Origin of the sequence: Actinoplanes sp. NPDC051346 (assembly GCF_040682215.1) — a bacterium.
GTDB lineage: Bacteria > Actinomycetota > Actinomycetes > Mycobacteriales > Micromonosporaceae > Actinoplanes.
This window is the reverse complement of the sequence record NZ_JBFBAJ010000004.1, coordinates 122,550-148,889: the sequence shown is the minus strand read 5'-3', so window position 1 is coordinate 148,889 and position 26,340 is coordinate 122,550. Positions and strand designations below refer to the sequence as shown.

The 26,340-nt window shown below is 72.6% G+C and carries 20 protein-coding genes; 9 read left to right on the top strand and 11 right to left on the bottom strand.

The window, feature by feature from the left end:
* The first annotated feature begins 64 nt into the window (after nt 1-64).
* Genes AB0M36_RS11975 through AB0M36_RS11965 form a run of 3 tightly spaced genes read left to right on the top strand, consistent with a single transcriptional unit; the run spans nt 65 to nt 6,253 of the window.
* On the top strand, nt 65-1,693 hold the full coding sequence (locus AB0M36_RS11975) for an isovaleryl-CoA dehydrogenase (protein ID WP_364155642.1): 1,629 nt from the start codon (nt 65-67) through the stop codon (nt 1,691-1,693).
* Between the two features lie 42 nt (nt 1,694-1,735).
* Nucleotides 1,736-3,973, top strand: a complete 2,238-nt coding sequence (locus AB0M36_RS11970; protein WP_364155640.1) for an EAL domain-containing protein — start codon at nt 1,736-1,738, stop codon at nt 3,971-3,973.
* A gap of 3 nt (nt 3,974-3,976) precedes the next feature.
* The gene (locus AB0M36_RS11965; RefSeq protein ID WP_364155638.1) at nt 3,977-6,253 is read left to right on the top strand and encodes a bifunctional diguanylate cyclase/phosphodiesterase; all 2,277 of its coding nucleotides are present in this window, start codon (nt 3,977-3,979) and stop codon (nt 6,251-6,253) included.
* On the opposite strand, the gene AB0M36_RS11960 is transcribed toward AB0M36_RS11965, so the two are convergent.
* The gene (locus AB0M36_RS11960) at nt 6,250-7,725 is read right to left on the bottom strand and encodes a hypothetical protein (protein WP_364155636.1); all 1,476 of its coding nucleotides are present in this window, start codon (nt 7,723-7,725) and stop codon (nt 6,250-6,252) included. The two genes, AB0M36_RS11965 and AB0M36_RS11960, sit on opposite strands and share 4 nt — an antisense overlap.
* A 70-nt stretch (nt 7,726-7,795) precedes the next feature.
* Complete coding sequence (locus AB0M36_RS11955) at nt 7,796-8,269, bottom strand: nitroreductase family deazaflavin-dependent oxidoreductase (RefSeq protein ID WP_364155634.1); 474 nt, start codon at nt 8,267-8,269, stop codon at nt 7,796-7,798.
* 58 nt (nt 8,270-8,327) lie between these two features.
* Between AB0M36_RS11955 and AB0M36_RS11950 the strand changes: the two genes are divergently transcribed.
* The gene (locus AB0M36_RS11950) at nt 8,328-9,128 is read left to right on the top strand and encodes a DinB family protein (protein ID WP_364155633.1); all 801 of its coding nucleotides are present in this window, start codon (nt 8,328-8,330) and stop codon (nt 9,126-9,128) included.
* On the opposite strand, the gene AB0M36_RS11945 is transcribed toward AB0M36_RS11950, so the two are convergent.
* The 4 genes from AB0M36_RS11945 to AB0M36_RS11930 are packed head-to-tail and all read right to left on the bottom strand — an operon-like array spanning nt 9,120 to nt 13,171.
* Nucleotides 9,120-9,488, bottom strand: a complete 369-nt coding sequence (locus tag AB0M36_RS11945; protein ID WP_364155631.1) for a DUF2203 domain-containing protein — start codon at nt 9,486-9,488, stop codon at nt 9,120-9,122. The two genes, AB0M36_RS11950 and AB0M36_RS11945, sit on opposite strands and share 9 nt — an antisense overlap.
* A gap of 26 nt (nt 9,489-9,514) precedes the next feature.
* The gene (locus AB0M36_RS11940; RefSeq protein WP_364155630.1) at nt 9,515-10,966 is read right to left on the bottom strand and encodes an ATP-binding protein; all 1,452 of its coding nucleotides are present in this window, start codon (nt 10,964-10,966) and stop codon (nt 9,515-9,517) included.
* Nucleotides 10,967-11,009: 43 nt separating this feature from the next.
* The gene (locus tag AB0M36_RS11935) at nt 11,010-11,687 is read right to left on the bottom strand and encodes a response regulator transcription factor (RefSeq protein WP_364155628.1); all 678 of its coding nucleotides are present in this window, start codon (nt 11,685-11,687) and stop codon (nt 11,010-11,012) included.
* Nucleotides 11,684-13,171, bottom strand: a complete 1,488-nt coding sequence (locus AB0M36_RS11930) for a histidine kinase (RefSeq protein ID WP_364156609.1) — start codon at nt 13,169-13,171, stop codon at nt 11,684-11,686. The genes AB0M36_RS11935 and AB0M36_RS11930 overlap by 4 nt, the downstream gene beginning before the upstream one ends.
* A 144-nt stretch (nt 13,172-13,315) precedes the next feature.
* Here AB0M36_RS11930 and AB0M36_RS11925 point away from each other — a divergent pair, with 144 nt between their 5' ends.
* Nucleotides 13,316-15,658 carry an MMPL family transporter gene (locus AB0M36_RS11925; protein WP_364155626.1) on the top strand — a complete coding sequence of 781 codons (2,343 nt, stop codon included), beginning with the start codon at nt 13,316-13,318 and terminating at the stop codon, nt 15,656-15,658.
* A 404-nt stretch (nt 15,659-16,062) separates the two neighbouring features.
* Here the strand turns inward: AB0M36_RS11925 and chrA are convergent, their stop codons facing one another.
* Genes chrA through AB0M36_RS11905 form a run of 4 tightly spaced genes read right to left on the bottom strand, consistent with a single transcriptional unit; the run spans nt 16,063 to nt 19,147 of the window.
* Nucleotides 16,063-17,250, bottom strand: a complete 1,188-nt coding sequence (gene chrA, locus AB0M36_RS11920) for a chromate efflux transporter (RefSeq protein ID WP_364155624.1) — start codon at nt 17,248-17,250, stop codon at nt 16,063-16,065.
* 1 nt (nt 17,251) lies between these two features.
* Nucleotides 17,252-17,722: a TIGR00725 family protein gene (locus AB0M36_RS11915; protein ID WP_364155622.1), complete on the bottom strand. Its 471-nt coding sequence runs from the start codon at nt 17,720-17,722 to the stop codon at nt 17,252-17,254.
* A gap of 43 nt (nt 17,723-17,765) precedes the next feature.
* Nucleotides 17,766-18,524 (bottom strand): hypothetical protein, encoded by a 759-nt coding sequence (locus AB0M36_RS11910; RefSeq protein WP_364155620.1) that lies wholly within the window; start codon nt 18,522-18,524, stop codon nt 17,766-17,768.
* A gap of 2 nt (nt 18,525-18,526) precedes the next feature.
* Nucleotides 18,527-19,147: an RraA family protein gene (locus tag AB0M36_RS11905; protein WP_364155618.1), complete on the bottom strand. Its 621-nt coding sequence runs from the start codon at nt 19,145-19,147 to the stop codon at nt 18,527-18,529.
* 128 nt (nt 19,148-19,275) lie between these two features.
* On the opposite strand from AB0M36_RS11905, the gene AB0M36_RS11900 reads away from it, so the two are divergent.
* From AB0M36_RS11900 to AB0M36_RS11885, 4 genes are read left to right on the top strand one after another with little or no spacing between them, the layout of a single operon-like run.
* Nucleotides 19,276-20,427 (top strand): DUF2786 domain-containing protein, encoded by a 1,152-nt coding sequence (locus AB0M36_RS11900; protein ID WP_364155616.1) that lies wholly within the window; start codon nt 19,276-19,278, stop codon nt 20,425-20,427.
* A 46-nt stretch (nt 20,428-20,473) separates the two neighbouring features.
* Entirely contained in the window at nt 20,474-20,854 is a 381-nt protein-coding gene (locus tag AB0M36_RS11895; RefSeq protein ID WP_364155615.1) for a hypothetical protein, read from the top strand.
* On the top strand, nt 20,851-23,418 hold the full coding sequence (locus tag AB0M36_RS11890; protein ID WP_364156607.1) for a caspase family protein: 2,568 nt from the start codon (nt 20,851-20,853) through the stop codon (nt 23,416-23,418). The genes AB0M36_RS11895 and AB0M36_RS11890 overlap by 4 nt, the downstream gene beginning before the upstream one ends.
* Before the next feature lie 13 nt (nt 23,419-23,431).
* Nucleotides 23,432-24,718, top strand: a complete 1,287-nt coding sequence (locus AB0M36_RS11885; RefSeq protein ID WP_364155613.1) for an extracellular solute-binding protein — start codon at nt 23,432-23,434, stop codon at nt 24,716-24,718.
* 22 nt (nt 24,719-24,740) lie between these two features.
* On the opposite strand, the gene AB0M36_RS11880 is transcribed toward AB0M36_RS11885, so the two are convergent.
* Nucleotides 24,741-26,231: a M1 family metallopeptidase gene (locus tag AB0M36_RS11880; RefSeq protein WP_364155612.1), complete on the bottom strand. Its 1,491-nt coding sequence runs from the start codon at nt 26,229-26,231 to the stop codon at nt 24,741-24,743.
* Between the last annotated feature and the right edge of the window lie 109 nt (nt 26,232-26,340).

Genomic DNA, 26,340 nt, shown 5'->3' with positions numbered 1-26,340 from the left:
CAACGGGCATTCGACCACGGCACCGGCCGTCGCGGGGCGCCGGGATCCGGTCTAGATTCGGCACGTGACTGTTTCCACCCACGAGGTCGTCAACCAGCCCCCGCCGCTCACCGGCTACGACGTCGCCGCGGACGCGGCGTTGCTCGAGGCCGTCGAGCGGGAAGGCGCCGGATGGGCCGTCGACGATCTGCACCGGCTCGGCAAGCTCAGCGGGGAGGCCGAGCCGCGGCGCTGGGCCGACGAGGCCAACCGGCACGAGCCTCGGCTGCTGACCCACGACCGCTACGGCCACCGCCTCGACGAGGTGGAGTTCCACCCGTCCTGGCACCGGCTGATGGACGTCGCCGTGAGCGAGGGGCTGGCCGGCACGCCGTGGGCCGATTCGCGGCCGGGTGCGCACGTGGCCCGGGCCGCCGGGTTGTTCACCTGGAGTCAGGTCGAGGCCGGCCACTCCTGCCCCGTCTCGATGACGTACGCGGTGGTGCCCGCTCTGCGCCACGCCCCGGAGCTGGCCGCCGCCTACGAGCCGCTGCTCACCAGCCGCGCCTACGATCCGGGGCTGCGGACCCCGGGGGCCAAGCGCGGCCTGCTCGCCGGCATGGGGATGACCGAGAAGCAGGGGGGCTCGGACGTGCGGGCGAACTCGACGACGGCCACCCCGACCGCCGACGGCACCTACCGGCTGCGCGGCCACAAGTGGTTCACCAGCGCGCCGATGTGCGACCTGTTCCTGGTGCTCGCGCAGGCGCCGGCCGGGCTGACGTGCTTCCTCGTGCCGCGGGTGCTGCCCGACGGCACCCGCAACACGTTCCGGATCCAGCGGCTCAAGGACAAGCTCGGCAACCGCAGCAACGCCAGCAGCGAGCCCGAGTTCGACGAGACCGTGGCGTGGCGGGTCGGCGACGAGGGCCAGGGCGTCCGCACGATCATCGAGATGGTCGCGATGACCCGGCTCGACTGCGTGACGGGCTCGGCGTCCGGGATGCGCGCCGCGCTGGTCCAGGCGCTGCACCACGTGCGGCACCGGTCCGCCTTCGGCGGCCGGCTGATCGACAAGCCGCTGATGCGCAACGTCTGCGCGGACCTGGCGGTGGAGACCGAGGCGGCGACCGCGCTGGCTCTGCGGCTGGCCGGGGCCGTCGACCGAGGGGTACGCGGCGACGACGCCGAGCGCGCGTTCGGCCGCCTGGCGGTGGCGGTCGGCAAGTTCTGGGTGTGCAAACGTCAGCCCGCCGTGGTGGGTGAGGCGCTCGAATGCCTCGGTGGCAACGGTTACGTCGAGGAGTCCGGCCTGCCCCGGCTGTATCGTGACGCCCCGCTGAACTCCATCTGGGAGGGCTCCGGCAACGTGCAGGCCCTGGACGTGCTGCGGGCGCTGCGCCGCGACCCGGCCAGCCTGGACGCGTTCCGGGCCGAGGTCGCGGCGGCCTCGGGCGCGGACAGGCGCCTCGACGAGGCCGCGGCGGGCCTGAGCGCTCTGCTCGGCGGCGACGACCTGGAGTTCCAGGCGCGGCGCGCGGTCGAGCGGATGGCGGTCGTGTTGCAAGGCTCCCTGCTGGTGCGCTACGCCCCCGCCGAAGTTGCCGACGCCTTCTGCGCGAGCCGGCTCGCCGGCGACTGGGGCCGTACCTTCGGCACCCTGCCGTCCGCCGTCGGCACCGACGTCCTGCTGGAGCGCGCCATGCCCGCCTGAGGCGAACCCTCAGGTGTCCCAGGCCGCCGCCGATGACCTGACGTGCGGAGAGTACGGGTCGACCGGACGGTCGCGGCGTGGACGGCAGCGGGACTGCTGACCTGCGTCGCGTACCCGATGCTGGGCCCCGACACCGTCGCGGCCGCCTGGGTGTGGGATGTCCTGGCGGCCGCCACCCTGGTGGCGGTCCTCGCCGGCGTCCGGCGCAACCGGCCGGAACTGCGCCTGGCGTGGTACGCCTTCGCCGGCTCGGTGTTCTTCCGGATGGCCGGCGACATCAGCTACGACATCGACCTGCACGTCCTGCACCGGGACCCGTTCCCCTCCCTGGCCGATGTCTTCTATCTCGCCTCGTGTCCGTTGCTGATCGTCAGCACGATCATGCTCGCGCGCCGGCAGCAGATGCTCCGCGACCTGGCGGGACGGCTCGACGCCGCGATCATCGCGACCGGGCTGGGACTGGTGTGGTGGGTGTTCGTCATCGGCCCGGTCGCGGCGGACGCGTCCATCCCGCCGCTGGAACGCCTGATCGGTGCCGCCTACCCGGCCTTCGACCTGCTGCTGCTCGCGCTCGTGGCGCGGCTGCTGACCCGGACCGGCCGGGCCTCCGTCAGCCTCATGCTCATCACCGCCGGCACCGGCGCCATGCTCATCTCCGACGTGGCGTTCCAGCTGGTCACCGTGTACGCCCCCGGGCTGGACGACTCGATCTCGGCGGGCTGGATGGTCGGGAACGTGCTCTACGGCGCCGCCGCCCTGCACCGCTCGACCGGCGCGGCCGCCCCGCCGCCGCGCTCGGTCGACCAGCGCCTGGGACACGGCCGGCTGATCCTGCTGGCGGCCTGCACGCTGCTGGTTCCGGCACTGCTGTTCATCGAGGGCGCTACCGGGTCCGGCGAGGTGAGCTGGCCGGCCATCGGCGTCGGCGCGGTGCTGCTGTTCCTGCTGGTCCTCGCCCGGATGTCCGGCTTCGTGCGGCAGATCCAGCACCAGGCCGGCCAGCTCGAGGACCTCGCCCTGCACGACGCGCTGACCGGCCTGCCCAACCGGCGGGTCTTCGAGAAGCGCCTCGCCGAGGCGGTCGCCGCCGGCTCGCCCCAGGTGGCGGTGCTCGACCTGAACGGCTTCAAGGACGTCAACGACCGGCTCGGACACGCCGTCGGCGACCGCCTGCTCACCGTGGTCGCGGGCCGCCTGCTCGACGCGCTGCGCGACGGGGACCTGGTCGCGCGGATGGGCGGCGACGAGTTCGCGGTGCTCGTGCCCGCCGGGTCGGCCGCCGTCATGGAGCAGATCGTCGGCCGGATCTCGTCCGCCCTGCGCGAGCCCATCGCCCTCGACGACCAGGACCTGCTGGTCGGCGCCAGCATCGGCACCGCGGACGGCGCCGACACCACCGACGGCTACGAGGTGCTGCGCCGGGCGGACGTCGCGATGTACGCCGCGAAGCAGGCCGGCGAACGCCACCGCCGCTACAGCCCCGACCTGGACGAGCAGGCGGCCGAGGAGGCCCACCTCGTCGCCGAGCTGCGCGCCGCCCTCGACGAGGCCCAGTTCCGCCTCGTCTACCAGCCCGTCGTCTCCCTGCCCGACCACCGGATGGTCGCCGTCGAGGCGCTCGTGCGCTGGGAACATCCCGTCCGCGGCACCGTCTCGCCGGCCGAGTTCCTGGTGGGCGCCGAGCGCAGCGGCCTCATCGTGGAGCTCGGCGAACGGATCCTGCGCAACGCCTGCGCGCAGGCCGCCGAGTGGCTGCGGACGCTCGGCCCGGCCGCACCCGGCCGCCTGCACGTCAACATCTCCGACCGCCAGCTCGCGGACCCCGGCTTCCCGGCGCTCGTCGCGGCGATCCTGGCCGAGACCCGCCTCTCCGCGGAACACCTGACCCTCGAGGTGACCGAAACCGCCCTCATGAACGGCGGGCAGGCGGTGCGGGCCATCGAGGACCTGCGCGCCCTGGGCGTACCCGTCGCCCTCGACGACTTCGGCACCGGCCACTCCTCGCTGGGCCTGCTGCAGACCTTGCCCGTCGACGTCCTCAAGGTCGACAGGTCCTTCATCGCCTCGGTCACCCAGGCCGGCCGGCACGCCGTCATCGCCGCCGCGCTGCTGCAGGTCAGTGACGGTCTCGGCATGGCCGCCGTTGCCGAGGGCGTGGAAACCGCCGAGCAGGCCGAGGAGCTGCACCGGCTCGGCTACCGCTTCGCGCAGGGCAACCTCTTCGGCGAGCCGTCCGCGGAGCCGCGGTTCAGCGGCACCGACGTGGCGGCGGTCTCCTGACCCATGGACACCTCATCTGACCCGCGGCCCCGCCGATGGCACGGTGTGCGGCGTGAACACTGGTGGTGGCTCTGGCTCGTGGCGGGTGTCCTCGCCACGGCCGGCTACTACCTGATGCCCTACGACGGGCTTCCCTCGAACCTCACGTACAACGTCATCGGGCTGGTCTCCGCCACGATGATCATCGTCGGCGTGCGCAGGCACCGGTCCCTGCGCCCGGCGATGTGGTACTGGTTCGCCGCCGGCCAGCTCACCTGGGCCGCCGGCGACCTGGTGTGGGAGTACTACCGGTACGTCCTGGGCGAGGAGCCGTACCCGTCACCGGCGGACGTCGTCTATCTCAGCGCGTACCCGATGCTCGTGGCCGGGATGCTGATGCTGATCCGCGGCAGGGAGCGCGGTGGCCGCGACCTCGCGGCCCTGATCGACGCCGCCATCGTGGCGATCGGTCTCGGTCTGGTGTTCTGGGTGTTCGTGATGCACCCGATCGCCGCCGACTCGACCGCGTCGACCGTCGAGCGGATGGTCGGCGTCGCCTACCCCGCCTCCGACGCGCTGCTGCTGGCCATGCTCGCCCGCTTCTACACCGGCAGCGGCCGCCTCTCGGTGAGCATCCGGCTGCTCGGCATAGCCGCACTGTTGCTGCTCATCGGCGACGTGACCTACTCGCTGGTGGCGCTCTACTCCGACGTCGACAGCGCGACGCTGGACGCGTTCTGGCTGATGTCCTACGTCTCGTGGGGCGCCGCGGCGCTGCACCCCTCGATGCGCGCCGCCGGCACGGCCGCCGAGCACGGTGGCAACGCCCGGGTGGGCCGGGCCCGGCTGGCGCTGCTCGCCGTGTGCTCGCTGCTCGCGCCCGGCCTGCTGTTCATCCCGGGCATCGGCGCCGACGGGGTCGACCGGCTCACCATCGCCGGCGGCGCGGTGCTGCTCTTCCTGCTCGTCGTGGTGCGCATGTCGGGCTTCGTCGGCCAGGTCCAGCGCCAGGCGAACCAGCTCGAGACCCTGGCCATGGCCGATGACCTCACCGGGCTGGCGAACCGGCGCCGCTTCGAGCAGGCGCTCGGCGCCGCCCTCGCGGCCGGGCGCATCCAGGTGGCCCTGCTCGACCTGGACGACTTCAAGGGCGTCAACGACCGGCTCGGCCACGGCGTCGGCGACCGCCTGCTCACGGTGGTCGCGCACCGGCTGAACGCCGCGCTGCCGGACGGCGTCCTGGTCGCACGGATGGGCGGCGACGAGTTCGCCGTCCTCATGCCCCGGGCGACCTCCGACGCGGCCGACCAGATCGTGGCCCGGCTCGCGGAGGCGCTCGACGTCCCGGTCGCCGCCGGGGAACACGAACTGCTCATCGGCGCCAGCATCGGCGTCACCGACGGGGACGGCACGGGCGATCCCTACGAGGTGATGCGCCGCGCCGACGTCGCCATGTACGCCGCCAAGGCCACCGGCGACCGGCCCCGCCGCTACACCCCCCACCTCGACGAGATGTCCGACGAGCAGGCCCGGACCGGGGCCGAGCTGCGCACCGCCCTCGACGCCGGGCAGTTCCGCGTGGTCTACCAGCCGATCGTGTCGCTCCCGGCCGGCCACACGGTCGGTGTCGAGGCGCTGGTGCGCTGGGAGCATCCGGAGCGCGGCGTGATCCCGCCGGACCGGTTCATCCCCGCCGCCGAGCGCAACGGCCTGATCGTCGAGCTGGGCGAATGGATCATGCGTACGGCCTGCGTCCAGGCGATGGAGTGGCGCGCGCGGCACGGCGCCGCGGCCCTGGTGCGGATGAGCGTCAACGTCTCGGCCCGGCAGCTCGCCGAACCGGGATTCGCCACGATGGTCAAGGCCGTGCTGCGCGAGACGGGACTGCCGGCGCAGGCGCTCGCCGTCGAGGTCACCGAGACCGCGGTGTTCGGCGGGGGCCAGGCCGTGCAGTCCCTGCAGGACCTGCACGACCTGGGTGTCGCCATCGCCCTCGACGACTTCGGCACCGGCCACTCGTCGCTCGGGCTGCTGCAGACCGTACCCGTCGACGTGATCAAGGTGGACAAGTCCTTCGTCGACACCATCACGATGGCCGGGCGGCACGCGGTCATCGCCACGGCGCTCATCCAGGTCAGCGCCGGCCTCGGCCTGACCGCCGTCGCCGAGGGCGTGGAGACCGCGGAGCAGGCCGCCGAGCTGCACCGACTCGGCTACGAGCTGGCGCAGGGCTACCACTTCGGCCGTCCGGTCGCGGAGCCGTCCTTCTCCCGCCCCGGCATCGTGACCGGCTCTGTCTAGCGGCCCGTGCCGGTTGAGGCGTTTCCTTGACGCTTTGCGCGGTAGCGCTCGAACAGCGAGTGTGGCACCTCGACCGGTTCGATCCACCATCTGCCCTTGCCATGGTCGATCTCCAGCAGTCGGTGTGTTTGTGCCCAACTGCCGTCGTCCCGCGGCGTCTCCTCCTTCCAGGGATCGCCGTTCTCCCGGCAGTGCATGCGTGCCATGTGCCCAGCGGAGTCAATGCTGTCGTCCGTGTCCAGGAAGGCGAAGTAGCGGTATTCCGGCCGTTCGGCCGCGGCCCGGCGAAGGTATCGTTCGACTGCCTCGGCGTCGACCTCGCGGGTGCGGTAGGAGACTTTGCCTTCCGCGATCTGTTTGAGCCAGAGCGACGGGTACCAGACCGGCCAGTCGACCGCCGCTTCCTCGCGCCCGCCGTAAGCGCCGTAATGACGCACCACAGCCATCGGCTGGTCGCTATCGGGCCGCAGAATCTCGTGGTACGTGTAGCGCCAGGGCGCCTTGAGTCGCTCCACGGTCTCCGGCGAGACTTCGACGGCTTGGGGATCGGTGGCCCGCGTGTCCCGGCCCGACATATTCGCCCGGGCCCATTGGGGGCCACCTCGGAGTTCGTCCTCATGCAGATGGGTGCCAGCCCGCCACTGCCGCACGACCGTCTGCGTCTCGTTCACCGACTCCGCGCCCCCGTGCAGCAGGGCATAGTAGGTGTAATCCGGCTTCGACGGTTCGGTGGCCTCAGAACGCCGACGGCGGAAGACGGCGACCACCGCGTCGTCGATCTCCAGCAGGGTTTCATCGCGCAGACCCCGGACGCCGTCGATCACGTCGTAGGGCTCCCAGCCGACACCCAGCCTCTCGCGTACGCCGCTCTCCTGCCCTGCGGGGACCCTCAGCACGTCCGCCGGATCGTGGAGACTGAAGTCGGTTCCGTGCCGATTGACCACCGCGAAGTAGCGGTACTCCACGCGCGGCAGGTCGCGCAGGTACTCCTCGACCGTCGCGGCATCGACCGTCTCGACATCGTAGTCATCGATGCCCGTGTCGATACGCCACAACCGCCGCGTCGACTCCCACACTCCGCTATGGCAGGTGGAATTCTCGAACCGGATCATTCGACGGCTCGGCAGAATCCAGGACCGGGCGTACGCCACCGTACGCCCGGAGGAACGCTCAACGATGCGCTGGTAGGTGTAGGCCCACCGAGCGGCCAATCGGTGCGCGGTGGCCGCGTCCACCGGGACGGCGCTGTATCCCGCGGTGCGGGTGGCTCGCTCCAACGCGTATGTCGTCGGCTTCCATACCGCGCCAGGCCCGACCTGCTCCTCGCCGACCGCGCCGCCGACGCGGAAGACGCTCAACGGAGCATCCAGCCCCCATTCATCGACCACATGAACGTAATACCGGTACTCCTGGTTTCTGGCCGAGGCCTCTGCCCTGCGGCGGGCCTCGGCGCGGCGCGAACGTCTGGTCATGTCAGCCTCCCCGCTTCGGCGCAACGCCAGCGAACCCACGCACTTCGCGCCTCACGCGGCCACGATCCCGTCAGGCGTCGGGGACCAGGCGGAAGATCCGGATCTCGCGGCCCTCGGCGCGCTCGGCGTAGGCCGCGTAGCCCGGCCAGATCCCCTGCACCATCCGCCAGAGCCGCTCCCGCTCGGTGCCCGAGGTCAGGGCCGCCCGGACGGCGAACTCCCGCTCGCCGACGGTCACCCGGGCGGCGGGGTTCGCGAGCAGGTTCGCCGACCAGGCCGGGTGGTGCGTCTGGCCCCAGTTCGAGCCGACCACCACGTAGCCGTCGCCGTCGGTGGCGTACAGCAGTGGATGGGTGCGCGGCAGGCCCGACTTGCGCCCGGTCGTGGTGATGAGCAGGGAGGGCAGCTCGTGGCGGCCGATCACGGACCAGCGGCCGCCGGTGAGCTTGTAGAGCCGGCCGTCCAGCGGGGCCAGCCGCCGGCCGAGGGAGGCGAACCAGCGCTGGCTACCGAGGCGCCGCACGAGGGCGGTGTAACGCGACATCCGCTCAGTATCGTCCTCGGGCGCCACATGTCCCGCGGTTGACGTTAGGGTCGTGCCCATGGCCGAATTCGTCGGTGACGATCTCCGAGGTTCTCGTTTCGAGGGCGTCGACCTGGCCGGCTCGCGCTTTGTGCGCATCAGGCTGAACGGCGCGGAGTTCCGCGCCACCGATCTGATCGACGCCACCTTCCGCGGCGTCGACCTCAGCGGTGCCGTGCTGCGCGGAGCCCGCCTGGAAGGCGTCGACATCTACGGCGAGCTCGGCACCCTCACCATCAACGGTGTCGAGGTCAGCGGCTATGTGAACGCCGAACTCGACCGCCGCTACCCCGAGCGTGCCGCGATGCGCCCGACCGACGCGGCCGGCTTCCGGCGGGCCTGGGACGTCGTCGAGCGCCTGTGGGCGGGCACCGTCGAGCGCGCCCGTGCCCTGGACCCCGCGTTGCTGCACGAGTCGGTCGGCGGCGAGTGGTCCTTCATCGAGACGCTGCGGCACCTGGTGTTCGCCACCGACTCCTGGATCAGACGCGTCATCCTCGGCCATCCGTCGCCCTGGCATCCGCTGGACCTGCCGTGGGACGAGATGCCCGACACCGCGGGCATCCCCCGCGACCGTGCCGCCCGTCCCGATCTGGACGTCGTGCTCGCGCTGCGCCGCGACCGGATGGACACCGTCCGCGAGGTCATCGACGGCCTCAGCGACGAGTCGCTGAACGGCCACACCGAACCGGTCGAGTCGCCGGGGTGGCCGGCGTCCTTCAGCTTCCCGGTGCGCGAGTGCCTGCTCTGCATCCTCACCGAGGAGTGGGAGCACCGCCTCTACGCCGAGCGCGACCTGCGGGTCCTGGAGTCACGCTGAGACCCGCAGCCGGCGGCGGCCGGCGAATCCGAGGTCGGTCCGGTGGTACCAGCAGAGTTCCTCCTCGCCCTCCAGCCAGCACAGCAGCACCGGCACCCCGTCGATCTCGGCGGGGAAGTCGACGAGCAGCGGCGCCACCCCCTTGAGGTCGGCACCCGTCTGCTGAACCTCCGTCATCAGTTCGTTGAGCCTCGCCTCCGCGGCCTTGCGCTCCGGCAGGCCGCCGAGCGGGGTCGGCTCGCCCACGGTCAGGGCGGCGGTCAGCTCGACCAGGTCCGCCCGCACGACGACGATCTCCTCGAGCGCCGGCCGCAGCCGGGCCAACTCCTGACGTGCCTCCGCCGGCGTGAACAGCCCCATGGTCGCCAGTCTGTCACCCGCGGCGCTCAGTGTTGGCCGAGGAGGCCCCGGACGCTCGCGATCAGGTCCTGCTGGCTGATCGGCTCGACCATGCCGCCGGTCCGGGCGTCCTGCATCGCCTTGGCGAGCTGCACCCGGCGCAGCACCTCCTTGATGTCCGCGCCCGTCATTCCGTGGCTGAGCCGGCCGAGTTCGCCCAGGTCGAGGCCGTCGGCGAACATCGTGAAACCCGGCTCCTCGTGGGCCGCCGCCAGCTGGGCGATCATCTTGCGGAAGATCTCCGCGCGGCCGGTCTCGTCGGGCTTCGGTACGGAGATCTTCACGTCGAAGCGGCCCGAGCGGATCAGCGAGTCGTCGACGCGGTGCGGGAAGTTGGTCGTCGCGACCACGATGACGGCGGGGTTGGCCTCGATGAGGTCGTTCATCTCCTGCTTGAAGATGCCGGCCACCGCGTTGATCGCCTGGCTCGCCGCGTCGCCGCCGGCGCCCGCGTAGCTGATGATCGAGTCGAACTCGTCGAAGAGGATCAGGGTCGGCACCCGGTAGCGGCGGGCGTCGCGGAAGATCTGCTTGATGTTGCGTTCCGAGCCGCCCAGCCACTTGTCGAGGATCTCGGGGGTACGGATCTCGCGGAAGTCGGCGCCGATCTCGTTCGCGAGGGCGCGCGACAGCATGGTCTTGCCGGTGCCGGGCGGCCCGTACATGAGGATGCCCTGCGGCCGCCGCGCACCCCACCGGGCCATCGCCTCGGGGTGGCGGAACGACACCGCGATCTGCCGCAGCTGCGCGACCACGTCCGCGAGCCCGCCGACCTGGTCGAGGGTGACCTCCTGGGTGGTGGTCACGACCGTCGGGATGTTCTCCCGGCTCACCCGGTAGCGCCGCCCGGCCAGCGGTTCCGTCGACGGCGGCAGCAGCTCGGCGACGGCCTGCAGGACCAGCCGGACCATGGCGGTGAGATGCTCGGGGCCGACCTCGTCGCGGGGCACCTCGGCACGCAGGCGCACCACGCTGCCGCCGGCCTCGTGGGTGACCGTCGCCTGCATCCCGGCGGCCGCGTCGACCAGGACCGCCGTCGACTCGCTCCCGGCCGGGTCGCTGGGACGGTCAAGACCCAGTTTCCGGTACGCCGCGACGGCCGCCGTGCCGACACCGTCCACGAGGCGGGTGGCGAGGGGATCCCCGGCGGCGATGCGCTTGGCGAGCAGCGTGCCGACCGGATCGTTGCCGAGCACCACGGCCCGGATGCGCTCCTTGTGCGGGAGATCGCCGGTCGTCGTGCCGATCTCGGCGGCGAACACGTGCACCGGCCCGGCCGGCGTGTCCGCGCTGGACACGGTCAGCTCGACCCGGCGTACCGGCGGCGGGAACGTGGCCCGGCGCAGCAGCTCGACGGGGTTGACCCGGGCGGCGGCCAGGATGGTGCCGGCCTCGACGATCTCGACGGTGGCGCCGGCGTGTTGAAAGGTCGCGGTCATGGCGGCCCCCTCTCCCGCATCCCAGAGTGACACAGGGCGGGACCTACGGCAGTGCGTCACCCTGGCGGACCAGACCGCTCTGGTACGCCAGCACGACCAGCTGGGCCCTGTCCCGCGCGTCGAGCTTGGTCATCGCCCGGTTCACGTGGGTCTTCGCGGTCAGCGGCGACAGGTGCAGCCGCTCGGCGATGTCATCGTTGGACAGTCCGTGTGCGACCAGCACGAGGATCTCCCGCTCGCGGTCGGTGAGCAGGTTCAGGGCCGCCGGGCGGGGCGCGATCTCCGGCCGCAGGCTGGTCAGGAAGCGGCTGACCAGTCCGCGCGTGGCCTTCGGCGACAGCAGCGCCTCGCCGCCGGCCACGACCCGGATCGCGTGCAGCAGTTCCTCCGGCGGCACGCCCTTGCCGAGGAAGCCGCCGGCTCCGGCCTGGAGGGCCAGCACGACGTTGTCGTCGTTCTCGAAGGTGGTCAGCACCAGGATCCGCACGCCGGCGAGGTTGTCGTCGGCCGCGATGCGGCGGGTCGCCTCCAGCCCGTCCATCCGGGGCATGCGGATGTCCATGAGCACCACGTCGGCCCGCGCCGTGCGGGCCAGATCGACCGCCTCCCGGCCGTCGCCCGCCTCGGCGACGACCTCGAGGCCCGGCTCCGAGTCGATGATCATCCGGAATCCCGCCCGGATCAGCGCCTGGTCGTCGGCGAGCAGCACCCTTATCGTCACGCGGGTTCCTCGCCGGGCAGGCGGGCCCGCAGCCCGGAGCGGGACGCGAACCGGGCACCCGTCCCGGCCCCGGGCGGCGAACCCGGCCGGGATGTGGACCACGCGCCGGCGTTCGACGCCGCGGCGCCGTCCACGACCGGCGCGGCTTCCGAGACGTGCGCCGCTCCCATGGCCGCCGCTTCCGTAGCCGCCGCTCCCATGGCCGCCGCTCCCATGGCCGCCGCTTCCGTAGCCGCCGCTCCCATGGCCGCCGCTCCCATGGCCGCCGCTTCCGTGGCCGCCGCTTCCGTAGCTGCTGCTTCCGTAGCTGCTGCTTCCGTGGTCGGCTCGGCGGTTTCGGTGGGCAGGACGGCGTGGACCCGGAACCGGCCGTCGTCCGTCGGTCCCGCGATGACCTGCCCGCCCGCCGACGCGGCCCGCTCGCGCATGCCGAGCAGGCCGTAGCCGGTGCCCGCCGGGGTCGGAGCCGACCGCAGCCCGTTACCGATCTCGAGGATGACGCCGCTGGGCGCGTACTCGACGACGAGTTCGGCCGAGCCGTCGCCGTAGCGGTGGGCGTTGGTCAACCCCTCCTGCACGATCCGGTACGCGGCCAGGTCGACCATCGCGGGCAGGTCCCGGGGCTCGCCGCGCTGCCGCAGGCGTACCGGAAATCCGGCCGTCTCCAGGCCCGCGAGCAGTTCCGGCAGCCGGGCGAGGCCCGGGGCGGGCTCGGTGCTGTCCCCCTCGTCGCTGCCGCGCAGCACCCCCACCACGGACTGGATCTCCTGCAGCACGGTGTCGGAGGCCTCGCGGATGTGCGCCAGCACCGCGCCGACCTGCTCCGGACGGCGCTCCAGCACGTGCGCCGCGGCGCCGGCCTGCACGCTGATCACCGCGATGTGGTGGGCCACCACGTCGTGCAGCTCCCGGGCGATGCGCACCCGCTCGTCCATGACCCGCCGGCGGGCCTCCTCCTCGCGGGTCTGCTCGGCGCGGCGGGCCCGCTCCTCCACCTCGTGGACGTACGCCCGGTGCGTCCGGGCCGCGTCCCCGGCCGCCGCGGCCAGGAAGACCCAGGCGAAGAGGCCGAGCGTCTCCACCCGCCACCAGTCGCCGGCGGAGACGATCAGCCCGGTCGTGTAGATCAGCGAAGACGCGACGAACGCGCAGATCCAGCCCTGACGGCGACCGGTGTGCGCGGCGATCGAATAGGTGATGACGCCCAGCGCGGCGATCAGACCGGGGTTGCGCACCTCGCGCAGCACCGCGCCGATCGAGGCGGCGGTGCACACCCCCATCGCGAGAAACGGCCGCATCCGGCGCATCAGCACCGCGACGAAGGCCACCCCGGCCACGACCACGTCATTGGGCGACACCAGGTCGTCGACCGTCGCCTTGAAGACCGCGGCGGCGAGCACCAGGGCGAGCAGGACGTCGAGCAGCAGCGGTTTGTCCGCCGCTTCCTTCCACGCCCTGAGCCGCGCGATGTGTCTGGTCTGCATCACCTGAGGACCCTACGCGGGCGGCGTGACCCGCACGTCCTCTCCTCGTGGTAGCCGGAACCCCGCGGAGATACCGCGACCATGGTACGGCGAAGCCCACGCCCGGACGACGCTTTCGGATCCCTTTGGCGGCACCGTGAAGCGATGGCTACCTACCTCTACCGCCTCGGACGGTTCGCGTTCCGCCGCCGGGCGCTGGTCCTCACGATGTGGCTCGCCCTGCTCGCGGTCCTGGGGGTGGGCGCCGCCACGCTGTCCGGGCCCACCGCCGAGAGCTTCTCCATTCCGGGTACGGAGGCACAACGGGCGCAGGATCTGCTGGCCGAACGCTTCCCCCAGGCCGGTGCCGGCGGCGCCGAGGCCCGGATGGTCTTCGCGGCCCCGCCCGGCGAGAAGGTCACCGACCCGGAGAACCGCGCCGCGATCGAGGCGACGGTCGCCCGCCTGCGCGGCGGTGCGCAGGTCGCGGCCATCACCGACCCGCTGCGGGGCACCGTCAACGCGGCCGGCACGGTCGCGTACGCGCAGATCACCTACAAGGTGCGGGCGGACGCCCTCACCGACGCGGACCGCGAGGCCCTGACCGGCGCCGCCGAGACCGGGCGGTCCGCGGGCCTCACCGTCGAGGTCGGCGGCGACGCCCTGCGCGCACCGGCCGAGCAGGGCATCGGCGAGGTGATCGGCTTCCTCGTCGCCGCCGTCGTGCTGCTGATCACCTTCGGCTCGCTGGTGGCCGCGGGCCTGCCACTGGTCACGGCGATCATCGGCGTGGCCGCCGCGATGGCCGGCATCCAGATCGTCTCCGGCTTCGTCGACCTCAGCAGCAACACGCCGACGCTGGCGCTCATGCTCGGCACCGCGGTCGCCATCGACTACGCGCTGTTCATCGTCTCCCGGTACCGCCACGAGGTGGCGGTGGGACGCCCGGGCATCGAAGCGGCCGCGCGGGCGGTCGGCACCGCCGGGTCGGCGGTCACGTTCGCCGGCCTCACCGTGATCATCGCCCTGGCCGCGCTGGCCGTGGTGAACGTGCCGGTGCTGACCCAGATGGGACTCGCCGCCGCGGCGGCCGTCGCCGTCGCGGTCCTGATCGCGCTCACCCTGCTGCCGGCACTGCTGGGCTTCGCCGGCCACCGAATCACCGGCCGCCGTCGGCGCGCCGCCGAGAGCGGCGGCCACCGTCCGCACGGCCCTCAAAGCGACGGCCCCACTCCGCGCGACCGAGAGAGCGACGGCCTCACTCCGCGCAACCCCGAGAACGGCGGCCTCACTCCGCGCAACCCCGAGAACGGCGGCCTCACTCCGCGCAACCCCGAGAACGGCGGCCTCACGCGACGCGACCCCGAGAACGGCGGGCGGGCTACCGCGGGGCGGCGCTGGGCGGAGTTGGTGACCCGGCGGCCGGTGTTGACCCTGGTGGGCGCGACGGCGGTGCTGTTGGTCATCGCGATACCCGGGCTCGGCCTGCGGTTGGGTCTGCCCGGGGACAACATGGATGGTCCGCAGACCACCCAGCACAAGGCGTACGACATGCTCACCGAGGGATTCGGGCCGGGCGTCAACGGGCCGCTGCTGGTCGTGGTGGACGCGGGCCGGGGCGCCGACGCGAAGGCCACGGCGGCCGAGGTGACCGCCGCCGTCAAGAGCCTGCCGGGGGTCGCCAAGGTCGGGCCGGCCACCGTGAATCCCGCCGGCGACACGGCGATCCTGCAGGTCGTTCCGACGAGCGCGCCGGACAGCCAGGAGACCACCGACCTCGTCCACGCGATCCGCGGCTACGACGACACCGTGCTCGTGACGGGTACGACCGCGGTGAACATCGACATGTCCGCGAAGTTGGGTGCGGCGCTGGGGCCGTACCTGGCGGTGATTGTGATCTTGGCTTTTCTGCTGTTGACCTTGCTCTTCCGCGCGCTGCTGGTGCCGCTGAAGGCGATCGCCGGATTCCTGCTCAGCGTCGCCGCGACCTTCGGGGCGGTCGTCGCGGTCTTCCAGTGGGGGTGGCTGGCGGGCCCGCTCGGCGTGGAGCAGACCGGGCCGGTGGTGAGCCTGATGCCGGTGATCCTCATCGGCATCGTGTTCGGGCTGGCGATGGACTACGAGGTCTTCCTCGTCAGCCGCATGCGCGAGGAGCACGTGCACGGCGCCGCGCCGACCGAGGCGGTGGTGAACGGATTCAGCCATAGCGCCCGGGTCGTGACGGCCGCCGCGATCATCATGATCAGCGTCTTCTCCGGGTTCGTCCTCTCCCCCGACTCGATGATCAAGTCGATCGGCTTCGCCCTCGCGGTGGCCATCCTGCTCGACGCCTTCCTCGTGCGGATGACCATCGTGCCGGCGGCGATGGCGCTGCTGGGACGGCGGGCGTGGGCGTTGCCGCGCTGGCTCGACCGGATCCTGCCGGACGTCGACGTCGAGGGCGACCGGCTGCGCACCGACGAGGACGTCCCGCGCCAGGACCCGGAACTCGTCGGCGTGAGCGGCTGATCCGGCCCCCCCACGAGCCGGGCTCCGACTCCCGCGACGCCGATCTCCCGCGCCGCCGGTCTCCCAGGCCCCGATCTCCCGGGCCCCGATCTCCCGGGCCCCTCCCGCGTCCGATCTCCCGCGCGGCCGATCGCCCGGGCAGCCGATTCCCGGGCGCCGACCTGCCGGGTCGCTCGCTTCCGCGACCGCTGATCTCCCGGGTCGCCGCGGTGGCGGCCCGGGACGGGTCCCACGGGAGCGGCCCGGGACGGGTCCCACGGAAGCGGGCCGGGACGGGTCCCACGGAAGCGGGCCGGGACGGGTCCCACGGAAGCGGGCCGGGACGGGTCCCACGGAAGCGGGCCGGGACGGGTCCTACGGGAGCGGGCCGGGACGGGTCCTACGGGAGCGGGCCGGGACGGGTCCTACGGAAGCGGGCCGCCCGCGAGGACGATGAGGACACCGGCGGTGGCGGCGGTGAGCAGGGTCAGGACCGGGCCACGGCGCAGGGCGAGCGCGAGGACGGCGGCGCCGGCGAGGATCGCGTACTGCCAGGGTTGGGTCAGGGCGCGGGCCAGCGGAACGGCCGTGCCGAGGATGGCGCCGATCGCGGCGGGCCCGGCGCCGTCGAGGAAGGCGCGGACGTGCCGGTTGGCGCGGAGCCGGTCGAATCGGTGGGCGCCCAGCAGGATGAACGCGAACGACGGACCGAATGCCACGGCGGCGGCGAGGAGGCCACCGCCGAGGCCCGCGGCGGCGTATCCGACGACGGCGACGGTGTGCACGACGGGACCCGGGGTGACCTGGCCCAGGGCGACGGCGTTGAGGAACTGGGCGCCGGTCATCCAGTGGTAGTGCTCGACCGCGTCCGCTTGCATGAGCGGGATGATGACGAACCCGCCGCCGTAGGACAGGGCGCCCACCTTGAGCGCGACCCACGCGATCGAGAACAGGACCCCGCCGCCGAGCCCGGCGACAGCCAGGACCGGCAGGCCGGGCACCGGCCGGCGCCGGCGCGGGCCGGGCACCGGCCGGCGCCGGCGCGGCACGCTGGGCAGGCGCTGGGCGAGAATCTCGACGAAGCCGCAGACGACGAGCAGCAGCACGAGCCAGGGACCGATCAGCGCGGCCGCCACGGCACCGAGCACCAGGTAGAGAGCCCAGCGGCGGCGACTGCTGTGCCGCGGCGCGCGCTGCCAGCCGGCGGGCAGCAGGCTGATTCCGGCGGATACGGCGATGGCGGCGACCGCCGCGCCCGCGCCCGCCCCGGCCGCCTTGACCCAGACGGGCGGATCGCCCTCGAGGAACAGCGCCGCGAGGGCGAGGATGAGCACCAGACCGGGAACGATGAACGCTGCGCCGCCGAGCAGGGCCCCGACGCGTCCACGGACCCGCCAGGCACAGAAGATCGCCAGCTGGGTGGAGGCCGGGCCCGGCAGCAGGTTGCAGGCGGCGATGGCGTCTTCGAACTCCTGCGGGCTGAGCCATCGGCGGTCGTCGACGCAGAGCTTACGGAGCAGGGCCACGTGCGCGGGGGGACCGCCGAAGCCGACGCAGCCGATGCGGCCCCACTCCTTGACCACGGTGGCCAGGCTGACCGGCGCACGCCCCACGTCAGCCTCCGAGGGCTTCCGCGACCGCCAGCTGCGGCGTGTCGACGTACCGAATGCCGGGCACGGCCTCACCGTCCGCCCGCGCGATCCGCCATCCACCGAGCGCAACCACCGGAATCCCCCCACGGCGCATGGCAAGGGCGACCTCGCTGAGGGTGCCCCATGAGCCGCCGACGCTGATCACCGCGTCCGCGCTCCACACGATGATCGCGTTCCGGGCCTCGCCCATGTTGGTCACGACGGTGGCCGACAGATCCGGCGACGCGTCCTGTCTGCTGTCGTTCGGCCGGATGCCGACGACCAGTCCGCCCCTCGAGCGGGCACCGGCCGCCACGGCCGCCATGACGCCGGTGCCACCGCCGCACAGGACCACCGCGCCGCGTTCCGCGAGCAGCTCACCCACCCGCCGGGCCTGCTGAGCCTCGGCATCCGTGCAGGCCCGAGGCCCGCAGACGGCTACTTGCGGGGCCATGGCGTGCCACCTCCCGCACTTTTGGCGAAAGACCGATGCGGTGTCACCGCACGCCGTGGTCCTGGCTGAGCGCGTCGGCCAGCCGGTTCAGGTCGGGATGGATCGGGCGAAGCGGTGTGAGCCGTCGTCGGAGCTCGCGCCGGAGGCGCCCCGGCCAGGGCAACTGCCGCGGCGCGGCGAAGGTGTCGGTCACCGTGCGGGCCAGGTCGATGAGGCGGGCGTCAGCGGGGTCGGTGGTGGCGCGCAGCAGCAAAAGCGCCAGCAGAGCGACCGGATCGGCGTAGCCGTGGTCCTCGGTGGCCGCCCGCCAGGCCAGCAGCTGCTCGGCCAGCCGTGGCAGGTCGCCGCCGAGCGCCAGGCAGCTTTCGGTCAGCCGCGTGGCGACCTCGTAAAGATCGTCGCCGTCATTCCCGGGAATGATGATCACCAATGCGCAGCACCACGCTCGGGCGAGGTGGTCGACGTCGGGTCCGGAGCCCCAGCAGGTCAGTCGCAGTGCTTCGCCCGGGTCGAACGCCAGCTTCGCCGGCACCTGCCCGGACAACCGAATGCCGACCAGGATCGGGAAATGCTGATGCGCCCCGAACGGGTCAGTGCCCGCGATCCGCAGCAGCTGTTGGCGGGTGATCCGGTCGTTGAGCCGGTCGAACAACGCCGACGCGGACATGGGCCAGTCGGCCAGCTCACCCACGACCACCCGGGTGTCCTCGGGCGCGACGAGGCAGATGTCGACCGGCGCGGCACAGAAGTCTCGCGTGCAGCGCGACGGGTCGGCACAGCCGTGACCCGGATCCGGGTCCACCACTATCCTTGCCAGCCCTTGTCGCTGAGCGCCTTCTCGACGCGGGTGCGGTGCGCCGCCTCCCAGTCGTCGAGCGACTCGCGTTCCTCCTTGGCGAGCCTCGTCCGGGCCGCCGCGAGAACCTCCTCCTGGCGGGCGTGCGGCACGACCACGATGCCCTCCTCGTCGGCGACGACGATGTCCCCGGCGGCGACGGCGACACCGCCGCAGCGCACGGTGCCTCCGTGGTCGCCGAGCTCCGTCTTGGTGCCCGGGATGGGGATGACGCCGCGGGCGAGGACGGGGAAGCCCGCCTCCCGCACCTCGCCGAGGTCACGGATCAGGCCGTCGAGCACGAACGCGGCGATCCCCTGACGCTGCGCCACCGCGCACACGTTGCCGCCGGCAAGCGCGTAGTCGAGGTCGCCCGACTCCACGACGACGACGGAGCCCGGTGCGGCCCGGTAGATCGCCGCGTGCAGCATGAGGTTGTCGCCGCGGGGACAGCGCACGGTGAACGCCGGGCCGGCGACGCGGGGCATCGGCGCCCACAGCGGCCGGATGCCGATGTCCATGACCTGCTCGCGACCGAGCACGTCGGCCAGCGTCGTCGGCGGGATGTCCCGGAAGTCGTCGGTGCCCACGTTGTCCCTTTCTCGCCGGTCAGGACCGCGTCTCGCTCGGGAAGCCGGGCACGGGCCAGAGGTTTCGGGGCACGGAGCCCGGCACCTGCGCCGCGGTCGTCGCGGATCGACCCTACTAGCCTGGTCGGGTGACGTCGGTGCGGGAGTTGGTCGCTGGGGTGCTGGGCGGCGGGGTCGGTTACGAGGACGGCCTCGACCTGCTGACCGTCGCGCCCGCTGGTGACGTCGACCCCGTGCTGACCGCGGCGTTGTTCGACGCGGTGGCACGGCTGGTCGGCAACGGGTGGCAGCCGGCCGAGTTGCAGCGGGTGGTGGCGCGCCGGGGTGACGCGGTGCAGGCGCAGCTGGTCGTCGATGCGATTGCCGCTCATTTGCGGGGATTTGCGGCGCGGGCGGTGGATCCTCGGTGGCGAGCTCAGGCCGAGGAACTCGGAGCCGCGGTCTGGTGGGGGGCCGACGACGACTTCCCCGCCCAGGTGGTCCGGCACCGGCGCACCGACCGGATCGCGCTGATCGACGCCTTCCTCGGCGCCCTGCGGGTGCTGGCCGGGTTGCCGCCGCTCGAGCTGCTGATTCCGCCGCCGGGGCGGGTCGCGCGGGAGGCACACGCGCCGGGGAACGAGGCAATGCTGCACCGGGTGCGGTCCCTGCTCGCCAAGGCCGAGGCGACCACGTTTCCGGCCGAGGCGGAGGCGTTCAGCGCCAAGGCGCAGGAGCTGATCTCGCGCCACAGCCTGGACGAGGCGCTGCTCGGGGCCGGGGATGCCAAGGTCACGCCGTTCGCCCGGCGGATCGGGATCGACCATCCCTACGAGAGCGAGAAGGCGTCGCTGCTGGACGCGGTGGCGCGGGCCAACCGGTGCCAGGTGGTGTGGTCGCCGGAGTTCGGGTTCGCCACCGTGTTCGGGTTCGACGCCGACGTCGACGCGGTCGATCTGCTGCACGCCTCGCTGCTGGTGCAGGCGCACCGGGCCATGGCGCGCGACGAGCCGCCCGGGGGCAAGGCCGGTCGGGCCCGGCTCAGATCGTTCCGGCAGTCCTTTTTGATCGGGTACGCCGTCCGCATCGGCGAACGCCTCGCCGAGGCCGACCGGGCGGCCCTGGCGGACTCGGTGGACACCGCCCGGCTGTTGCCGGTGCTGGCGTCGCGGGAGACGCAGGTGCGTGAGGCACGGGAGCGGGCATTTCCGCGTACGGTGCGCGGACGGGGTTTCCGGGTGGGCAGCGAGGAGGGGTGGGAGTCCGGCCGCACCGCCGCGAACCGGGCGACCCTACGCTGAAGATCACGGACAGTCGGATCTTGACTCCACTGTGTATGGTGCACGGGTGGAGACGACAACCGTGGCGCGTATCACAGTGGTGGCCGACGACCCGGCCGCCTCCGATGAGGCCGCTCAGCGGCTGATGAAGGAGCTGCACGGCCTGCCCGAGGTCTTCGCTGTCGAACCGGCGGCGATCCCCGGCGCCGACGGCGGGCGGTCCGTCGACGCCCTCGCGATCGGCGCGCTGCTGCTCACCCTGGCCGCCACCCCCGAGGTGCTCGGCAGTGTGCTCACCTACCTGCTCGAGTGGCTGCATCGGCAGGGCAACGACCGCGGCATGATCAAGTTCCGGATGGGCGACAAGGAGCTCGAGATCACCAACGCGACCCCGGCGGAGCGCAAGCGGTTCATCGACGCGTTCGTCAGGGAGTTGAGGCGACGCTGACCCACCGACGCGCGCTCATCCTCGCCTCGGAGCACTACAGCGACCCCGCCTACTCCGAGCTTCCCGGCACCACCGCCGACGCCGAGGGCTTGCGGGAGGTCCTCGGCGATCCGCGCGTCGGTGACTTCGAGGTCACCGTCCTCAAGGATCCCGACGTCCTCACCGCGGGCCACCAGATCAAGCGGTTCTTCTCGCGCGCCGCACCGGACGACATCCTGCTGCTCTACGTCGCCGGGCACGGCGTCCGCAACGACGAGGGCAACCTGTACTTCGCGGTCAACGACACCGTGCCCGATCTGTTGTGGGTGACGGCGCTCGCCGCCAAGGACCTCACCCACGAGATGGAGACCAGCCCGGCCCGCCGGATCGTGGTCCTGCTCGACTGCTGCTACGCGGGCGCCTTCGACGACCGCAAGGATCTCGACCACGCCGGCCCCCGTCCCACCCCGGCCGCGCCGCCGGTCGGCTCCGGCGAGACCACCGGCGGCAGTCCGTTCGCCGTGCCGCCCGCCGACGACGCGCACGTGCGCGGTCAGGTCGTCATCGCCGCCGCCACCAGCATCCAGCAGGCGATCGAGGGCAAGACCGGCGGCCTGTTCACCCGCTGCGTGGTGCACGGGCTGCAAACCGGCGAGGCGGACCTCAACAACGACGGCGCGGTCGACGCCCACGAACTGCACCTGTACGTCGACGCGCGGATGCGGATGCTCGGCGCCGAGGTGGAGCAGCATCCGACGTACTCGGTGCACCGGTTGCAGGGCATGCTGCGGATCGCGCACCGGGCGACCACCGCGAAGCCGGTCCCCCTGCTGCCGAAACCCGTCACCGAGGCGCGACCGGAGCCCCCTTCGGAGAAACCCTCCGAGGGCGGGTCCGGAAAGACCCGGCCGTGGAGGCGGATCGTGCTGCTCATCGCGGCCCTGCTGCTGTCCGGATGTGGGGTGCGGTCCGACAGTCCGCTCGCCCGCGACGGCTGCCCGCTGCCGACGCACCTGCGGGTCGCCGCTGCGCCGGCCGGGCTGGGCGCCTATCGGGAGCTGGCCACGGCGTTCGAGGACTGGGTGGCCGCGCAACGACACGGCTGCCGGTCCGTCGACCTGTACGTCTATCCGGTCACCGCGAGCGAGATGGTCGATGGGCTGGAGCACGGCTGGGGGCAGGACCCGGACGGGCGGGCCTACCTGCGCGACGTCGGCCCGCACCCGGACGTATGGCTGCCCGGCGCCGCCACCGACGTGCCGGCGTTCAGCCCGCCCGCCGCCGACGTCGTGGCCGGCGTCGCGGAGGTGGCGCGGACCCCGGTCGTGCTCGGCGTGCCGCAGCGGGCGGCGATCCCCGACGACGCGCGGCGTGCCACCCGGACCTGGCCGGAGCTGTTCGACCTCGTCAGCCGCGAGACCGACGTCGTCCGCGGGGAGTTCGCCGCGTCGTCGGTCGCCCGGATGGCCACCGCCAAGCTCTACGCCGACGGCTCGATCGATCCCGCGACCGCGCGCGGCCGCTACGAGCAGCGTCTCGAGCAGGCGCTGGACACCGGCGGATATCCCGTCGGCGACGAGGCCGGGCTGCTCTGCCGGCGGGCGCGACTGCGCGAGGGCGCCGCGGTGATCCTCACCGAGCAGCAGTTGGTGGGCTACAACCGCGGCGATCCGGCCGGTGACGCGTGCCCGGGGGCCACGGTGGCCGCCGAGCGGCTGCGCGCCTTCTACCCCTCGGACACTCCGGCCGTCCGGCAGGTCGTCGTCACCCTGACCTGGACACGGCAGGTGCAGGCGACCACGACGCGGGCGTACGCGCGATGGTTCCACCGCTGGCTGCGCACCGATTCCGGCCGGGCGGCGCTGCTGCGGATCGGGTTGCGACCGTATGCCTACGACGCCGGCGAGCCGCTCAACACCGGCAACGGCGCGTTGACCGACTGGCCGTTCGCGCGGGTCGTGCAGCCCGAGCCGGACGCGTTCGTCCGCCGCGACGTCGCCGAGCGCTACGCCCGGGCCCGCCGACCGGGGCACTTCCTGGTGGCGCTGGACTCCTCGGGCTCGATGAACGCGGTCACCGCCGATCCGACGCGTACCCGGTGGGAGGTCGCCGTCGCCGCGGTCGAGCAGGCCGTGACCCGCCTGGGCGGGCGGGACCGGTTCGGGTTGCTCACCTTCTCCGGAGGCAACGGCGGCACCCGCGACCTGCTCCCGCTCGCCGCGCCCGGCGACGATCCGGTCGGCGCGGTCCGGCGTGCGACCGCCGCCATGCGACCCGGCGGGGGCACACCGCTCTATGAGGCCGTCCGGCGCGGCGCGGCCACCCTGCGCGAGGCTCCCGGCGGCAGTGATCCCCGCCGCACGCTGGTCGTCCTCACCGACGGCGAGGACACCGGCGGGCAGCCGCGTCCGACGCCCGCGCAGATCGCCGGGGTGCGCATCGTCGTCATCGCGGTCGGCGACGTGACGTGCGCCGACGAGGGTCCGCGGCGACTCACCGGCGACACCGCGGGCCGCTGCTACGACGCCGGCCTCGGCTCCCCCGCGCCGGTGCTGACCAGCATGTTCCGCGCGATCTGGCAATGAGCGTGATCTGGCAATGAGGGGGTCCACAGTGCGCTTCCGCGGCAAACCGTGGTGGCTGTTCGCCGCCGGCAACCTGACCGGTGCCGCCGTGGCGGCCTCGCTGTTCCTGATCGGGCCGCTGGCCGCCCCGGCCGAACTCGAGACCGGCGAGCTGGTCATCCTCAGTGGTCAGGACGACAGCACCGGCGGTCAGCGGCAGCAGCTCATCAACCTGTGGAACGACAGCCACCCCCGCAACCCGGCCCGGATCGTCACCGTGCCCCAGGCCGCCGACGGGCAGTGGTTCGAGATGGCCAACCGGGCCGAGGACACCGGGACGGACATCTTCAACCTCGACGTGGCCTGGACGGCGTACTTCGCCAAGCCGCCACAGGGGCGCCGGCTGATCCGTCCGATCGACGAGTCGCTGCTGGCCGAGAAGCCGGACACGGCCTTCATGGCCAAGCCGTTGCAGACCTGCCGCTACGACGGCGAACTGTGGGCCCTGCCCTTCAACACCGACGCGGGCCTGCTCTACTACCGCACCGACCAGGGACTCACGCCGCCGTTCAGCTGGGCGGCGATCGAGAAGGCGGCCGGGCGCGACGGCTTCGCCGCCGCTTACACCGGACAACTCGCCGGGTACGAGGGGCTGACGGTCAACGTGCTCGAGGCGGTCTGGGCCGCCGGCGGTCGCCTGGACGTCGCCGCCGACGGCCGGGTCAGCCTGGACCTCGCCGCGTGGGACGAGGCGATGCGCCGGCTCACCCCGCGCCGGCAGGGGCCGGCCGTAGTGCTGCCGGAGTCGACGACGTTCGACGAGACCGGCAGCCGGGGCGCCTTCCAGGACGGCCGGGTGGTGTTCATGCGCAACTGGCCGGTCGCGTACCGGGCGATGACCGCGGGCGACCAGCCGAAGTCCGGCGCGCGGGTGCCGTTCGACGTCGCGAGGCTGCCCGGCCACAGCGTGCTGGGCGGGCAGAACCTGGCGATCTCGGAGCGGACCCGCAAGCCGCGGGCCGCTCAGGCGCTGATCGAGTTCCTGACCAGCCAACGCAGCCAGCAGATCCTCTTCGACCCGGGCGGTTTCGCCGCGACCCGGGCCGCCGTCTACGACAACGAGACGATCAAGCAGAAGTACCCGTACGCGCCGCTGCTGCGCGAGGCGGTCGAGACCGCGCGACTGCGCCCGGTGTCGCCGAACTACGTCGCGTTCAGCCAGCGGTTGTGGCAGCTCGTGTCGGAGGTCCTGAACGGACGACAGCAGCAGCTGCCGAGGGACCTCGCCGACCGCCTGACGCAGGCCCTGCGGGGCAGGTGATTCCCCGCAGGGCCGGCGGTGCTCAGTGCCGGTGGTGCGCCAGCTCGTGGGTCCGCTGGATCTTCGCCCACGACCTCGGCGCCGTGGGCACGCCCGCCGAGCGGGCGAACGCGCTGGTGAGGACCGGCTTCGACGGGGTGTAGAGCCAGGTCTGGAACAGCTCGTCGAGCTGCGCCCCGGAGATCTTCTCCGCGAGCGCGATGAACTCGGCCGTGGTGGCGTCGCCGTAGCGGTGGTCGGCCACCCAGGTCCGCAGGATCTCGAAGAAGTCGTCGTCACCGACCGTGCGGCGCAGCTGGTGCAGGGTCATCGCGCCACGGTCGTAGACGGCGCTGTCGAAGACCCGCTCCGCGCCGGGGTCGCCGGGCTTCACCGTCCAGAACTCGGCGGGCCGGGTCGCGTACCCGAAGTCGAAGATCTCGTCGGCGGTGCCCTCGCCCTGCTCCTCGGACCACAGCCACTGGGAGTAGGTGGCGAAGCCCTCGTTGAGCCAGATCTCCTTCCACTGTGCCACCGACACCGAGTCACCGAAGTACTGGTGCGCGTTCTCGTGCACCACCACCGAGGTGTTGGACCCACCCCGGAAGAATCTGGAGGAGTAGGTGGGCCGGGTCTGGTTCTCCAGCGCGAAGGTCAGCGTGTCGGGCGGCGCCACCAGGCCGCCGCGCGCGGTGAACGGCCAGGGCCCGAACTTGCCGCTGAGCCACTCGGTGATCTCGGCGGTGCGTTCCACACTGGACCGCGCGGCGGCGTCGATGTCGTCCGGCAGCAGCTCGGAGTACGCGTTGATCACCGGCTCGCCGTCGGGCATGACATCGCGGGTGATGTCGTACTGCCCGATCGCGATGAAGGCGAGATAGGTCGCCTGCGGCTTGGCCGACCGCCAGTACCACCGGGTCCAGCCCAGCGTTTCCCGAACGGGATTGCGCGGCTGCACGCCGTTGCTGATGACCTCGACGCCGTCCGGCACCGCGACGGAGACGTCGAAGGTGGCCTTGTCCGAGGGGTGGTCATTGCTGGGGAACCACCACCAGGCCTCTTCCGGCTCACCGACGGCAAGGGCACCGTCAGGGGTACGGATCCAGGCGGTGAAGCCCGCGGCGACCTTGTTCGACGGCACCCCCGAATACTGCACGACGACGGTCATGGCCTGCCCGTCGGCGACCGTCCGCGCCGGCGTGACGACGAGCTCGTGGTCGCCCTGCCGGACGAACGTGGCGGGACGGTTGTTCACCTTCACCGAGGCGACGTCCAGGACGAAGTCGAGATTGAAGGAGCTGAGCTCCCCCTCGGCCGTCGCGAGGATGGTGGTGGTGCCGGTGAGCTGGTCGGTGTCCGGGTAGTAGCGCAGCCGGACGTCGTAGTGGGAGACGTCGTAGCCGCCGTTGCCGTAGTCGGGGAAGTACTCGTCTCCGAGTCCGGGACCGCCGGGAGCGGGCACGGCGGCGGCGGGAATGGCGGTGCCGGCGAGGGTCAACACTGTGGCGAGCGTCGCCACCAGTAGTCGTCGCACGGTCGGGGTCCTTCCGTCGGCGGACCGGATCACGGTCCGACGTGGATCAGTCACCCTGAACCTATCGAAGTCCTTCGACGAATGGATCCCTCGGATTGCCGTCCAACCT

Coding starts and splice junctions, on each gene's coding strand:
- AB0M36_RS11965 (WP_364155638.1), top strand. CDS start 3,977: ATGGACACCTCATCTGACCCGCGGCCCCGCCGATGGCACGGTGTGCGG.
- AB0M36_RS11960 (WP_364155636.1), bottom strand. CDS start 7,725: ATGACCAGACGTTCGCGCCGCGCCGAGGCCCGCCGCAGGGCAGAGGCC.
- AB0M36_RS11955 (WP_364155634.1), bottom strand. CDS start 8,269: ATGTCGCGTTACACCGCCCTCGTGCGGCGCCTCGGTAGCCAGCGCTGG.
- AB0M36_RS11950 (WP_364155633.1), top strand. CDS start 8,328: ATGGCCGAATTCGTCGGTGACGATCTCCGAGGTTCTCGTTTCGAGGGC.
- AB0M36_RS11945 (WP_364155631.1), bottom strand. CDS start 9,488: ATGGGGCTGTTCACGCCGGCGGAGGCACGTCAGGAGTTGGCCCGGCTG.
- AB0M36_RS11940 (WP_364155630.1), bottom strand. CDS start 10,966: ATGACCGCGACCTTTCAACACGCCGGCGCCACCGTCGAGATCGTCGAG.
- AB0M36_RS11930 (WP_364156609.1), bottom strand. CDS start 13,171: ATGCAGACCAGACACATCGCGCGGCTCAGGGCGTGGAAGGAAGCGGCG.
- AB0M36_RS11925 (WP_364155626.1), top strand. CDS start 13,316: ATGGCTACCTACCTCTACCGCCTCGGACGGTTCGCGTTCCGCCGCCGG.
- AB0M36_RS11915 (WP_364155622.1), bottom strand. CDS start 17,722: ATGGCCCCGCAAGTAGCCGTCTGCGGGCCTCGGGCCTGCACGGATGCC.
- AB0M36_RS11885 (WP_364155613.1), top strand. CDS start 23,432: ATGAGGGGGTCCACAGTGCGCTTCCGCGGCAAACCGTGGTGGCTGTTC.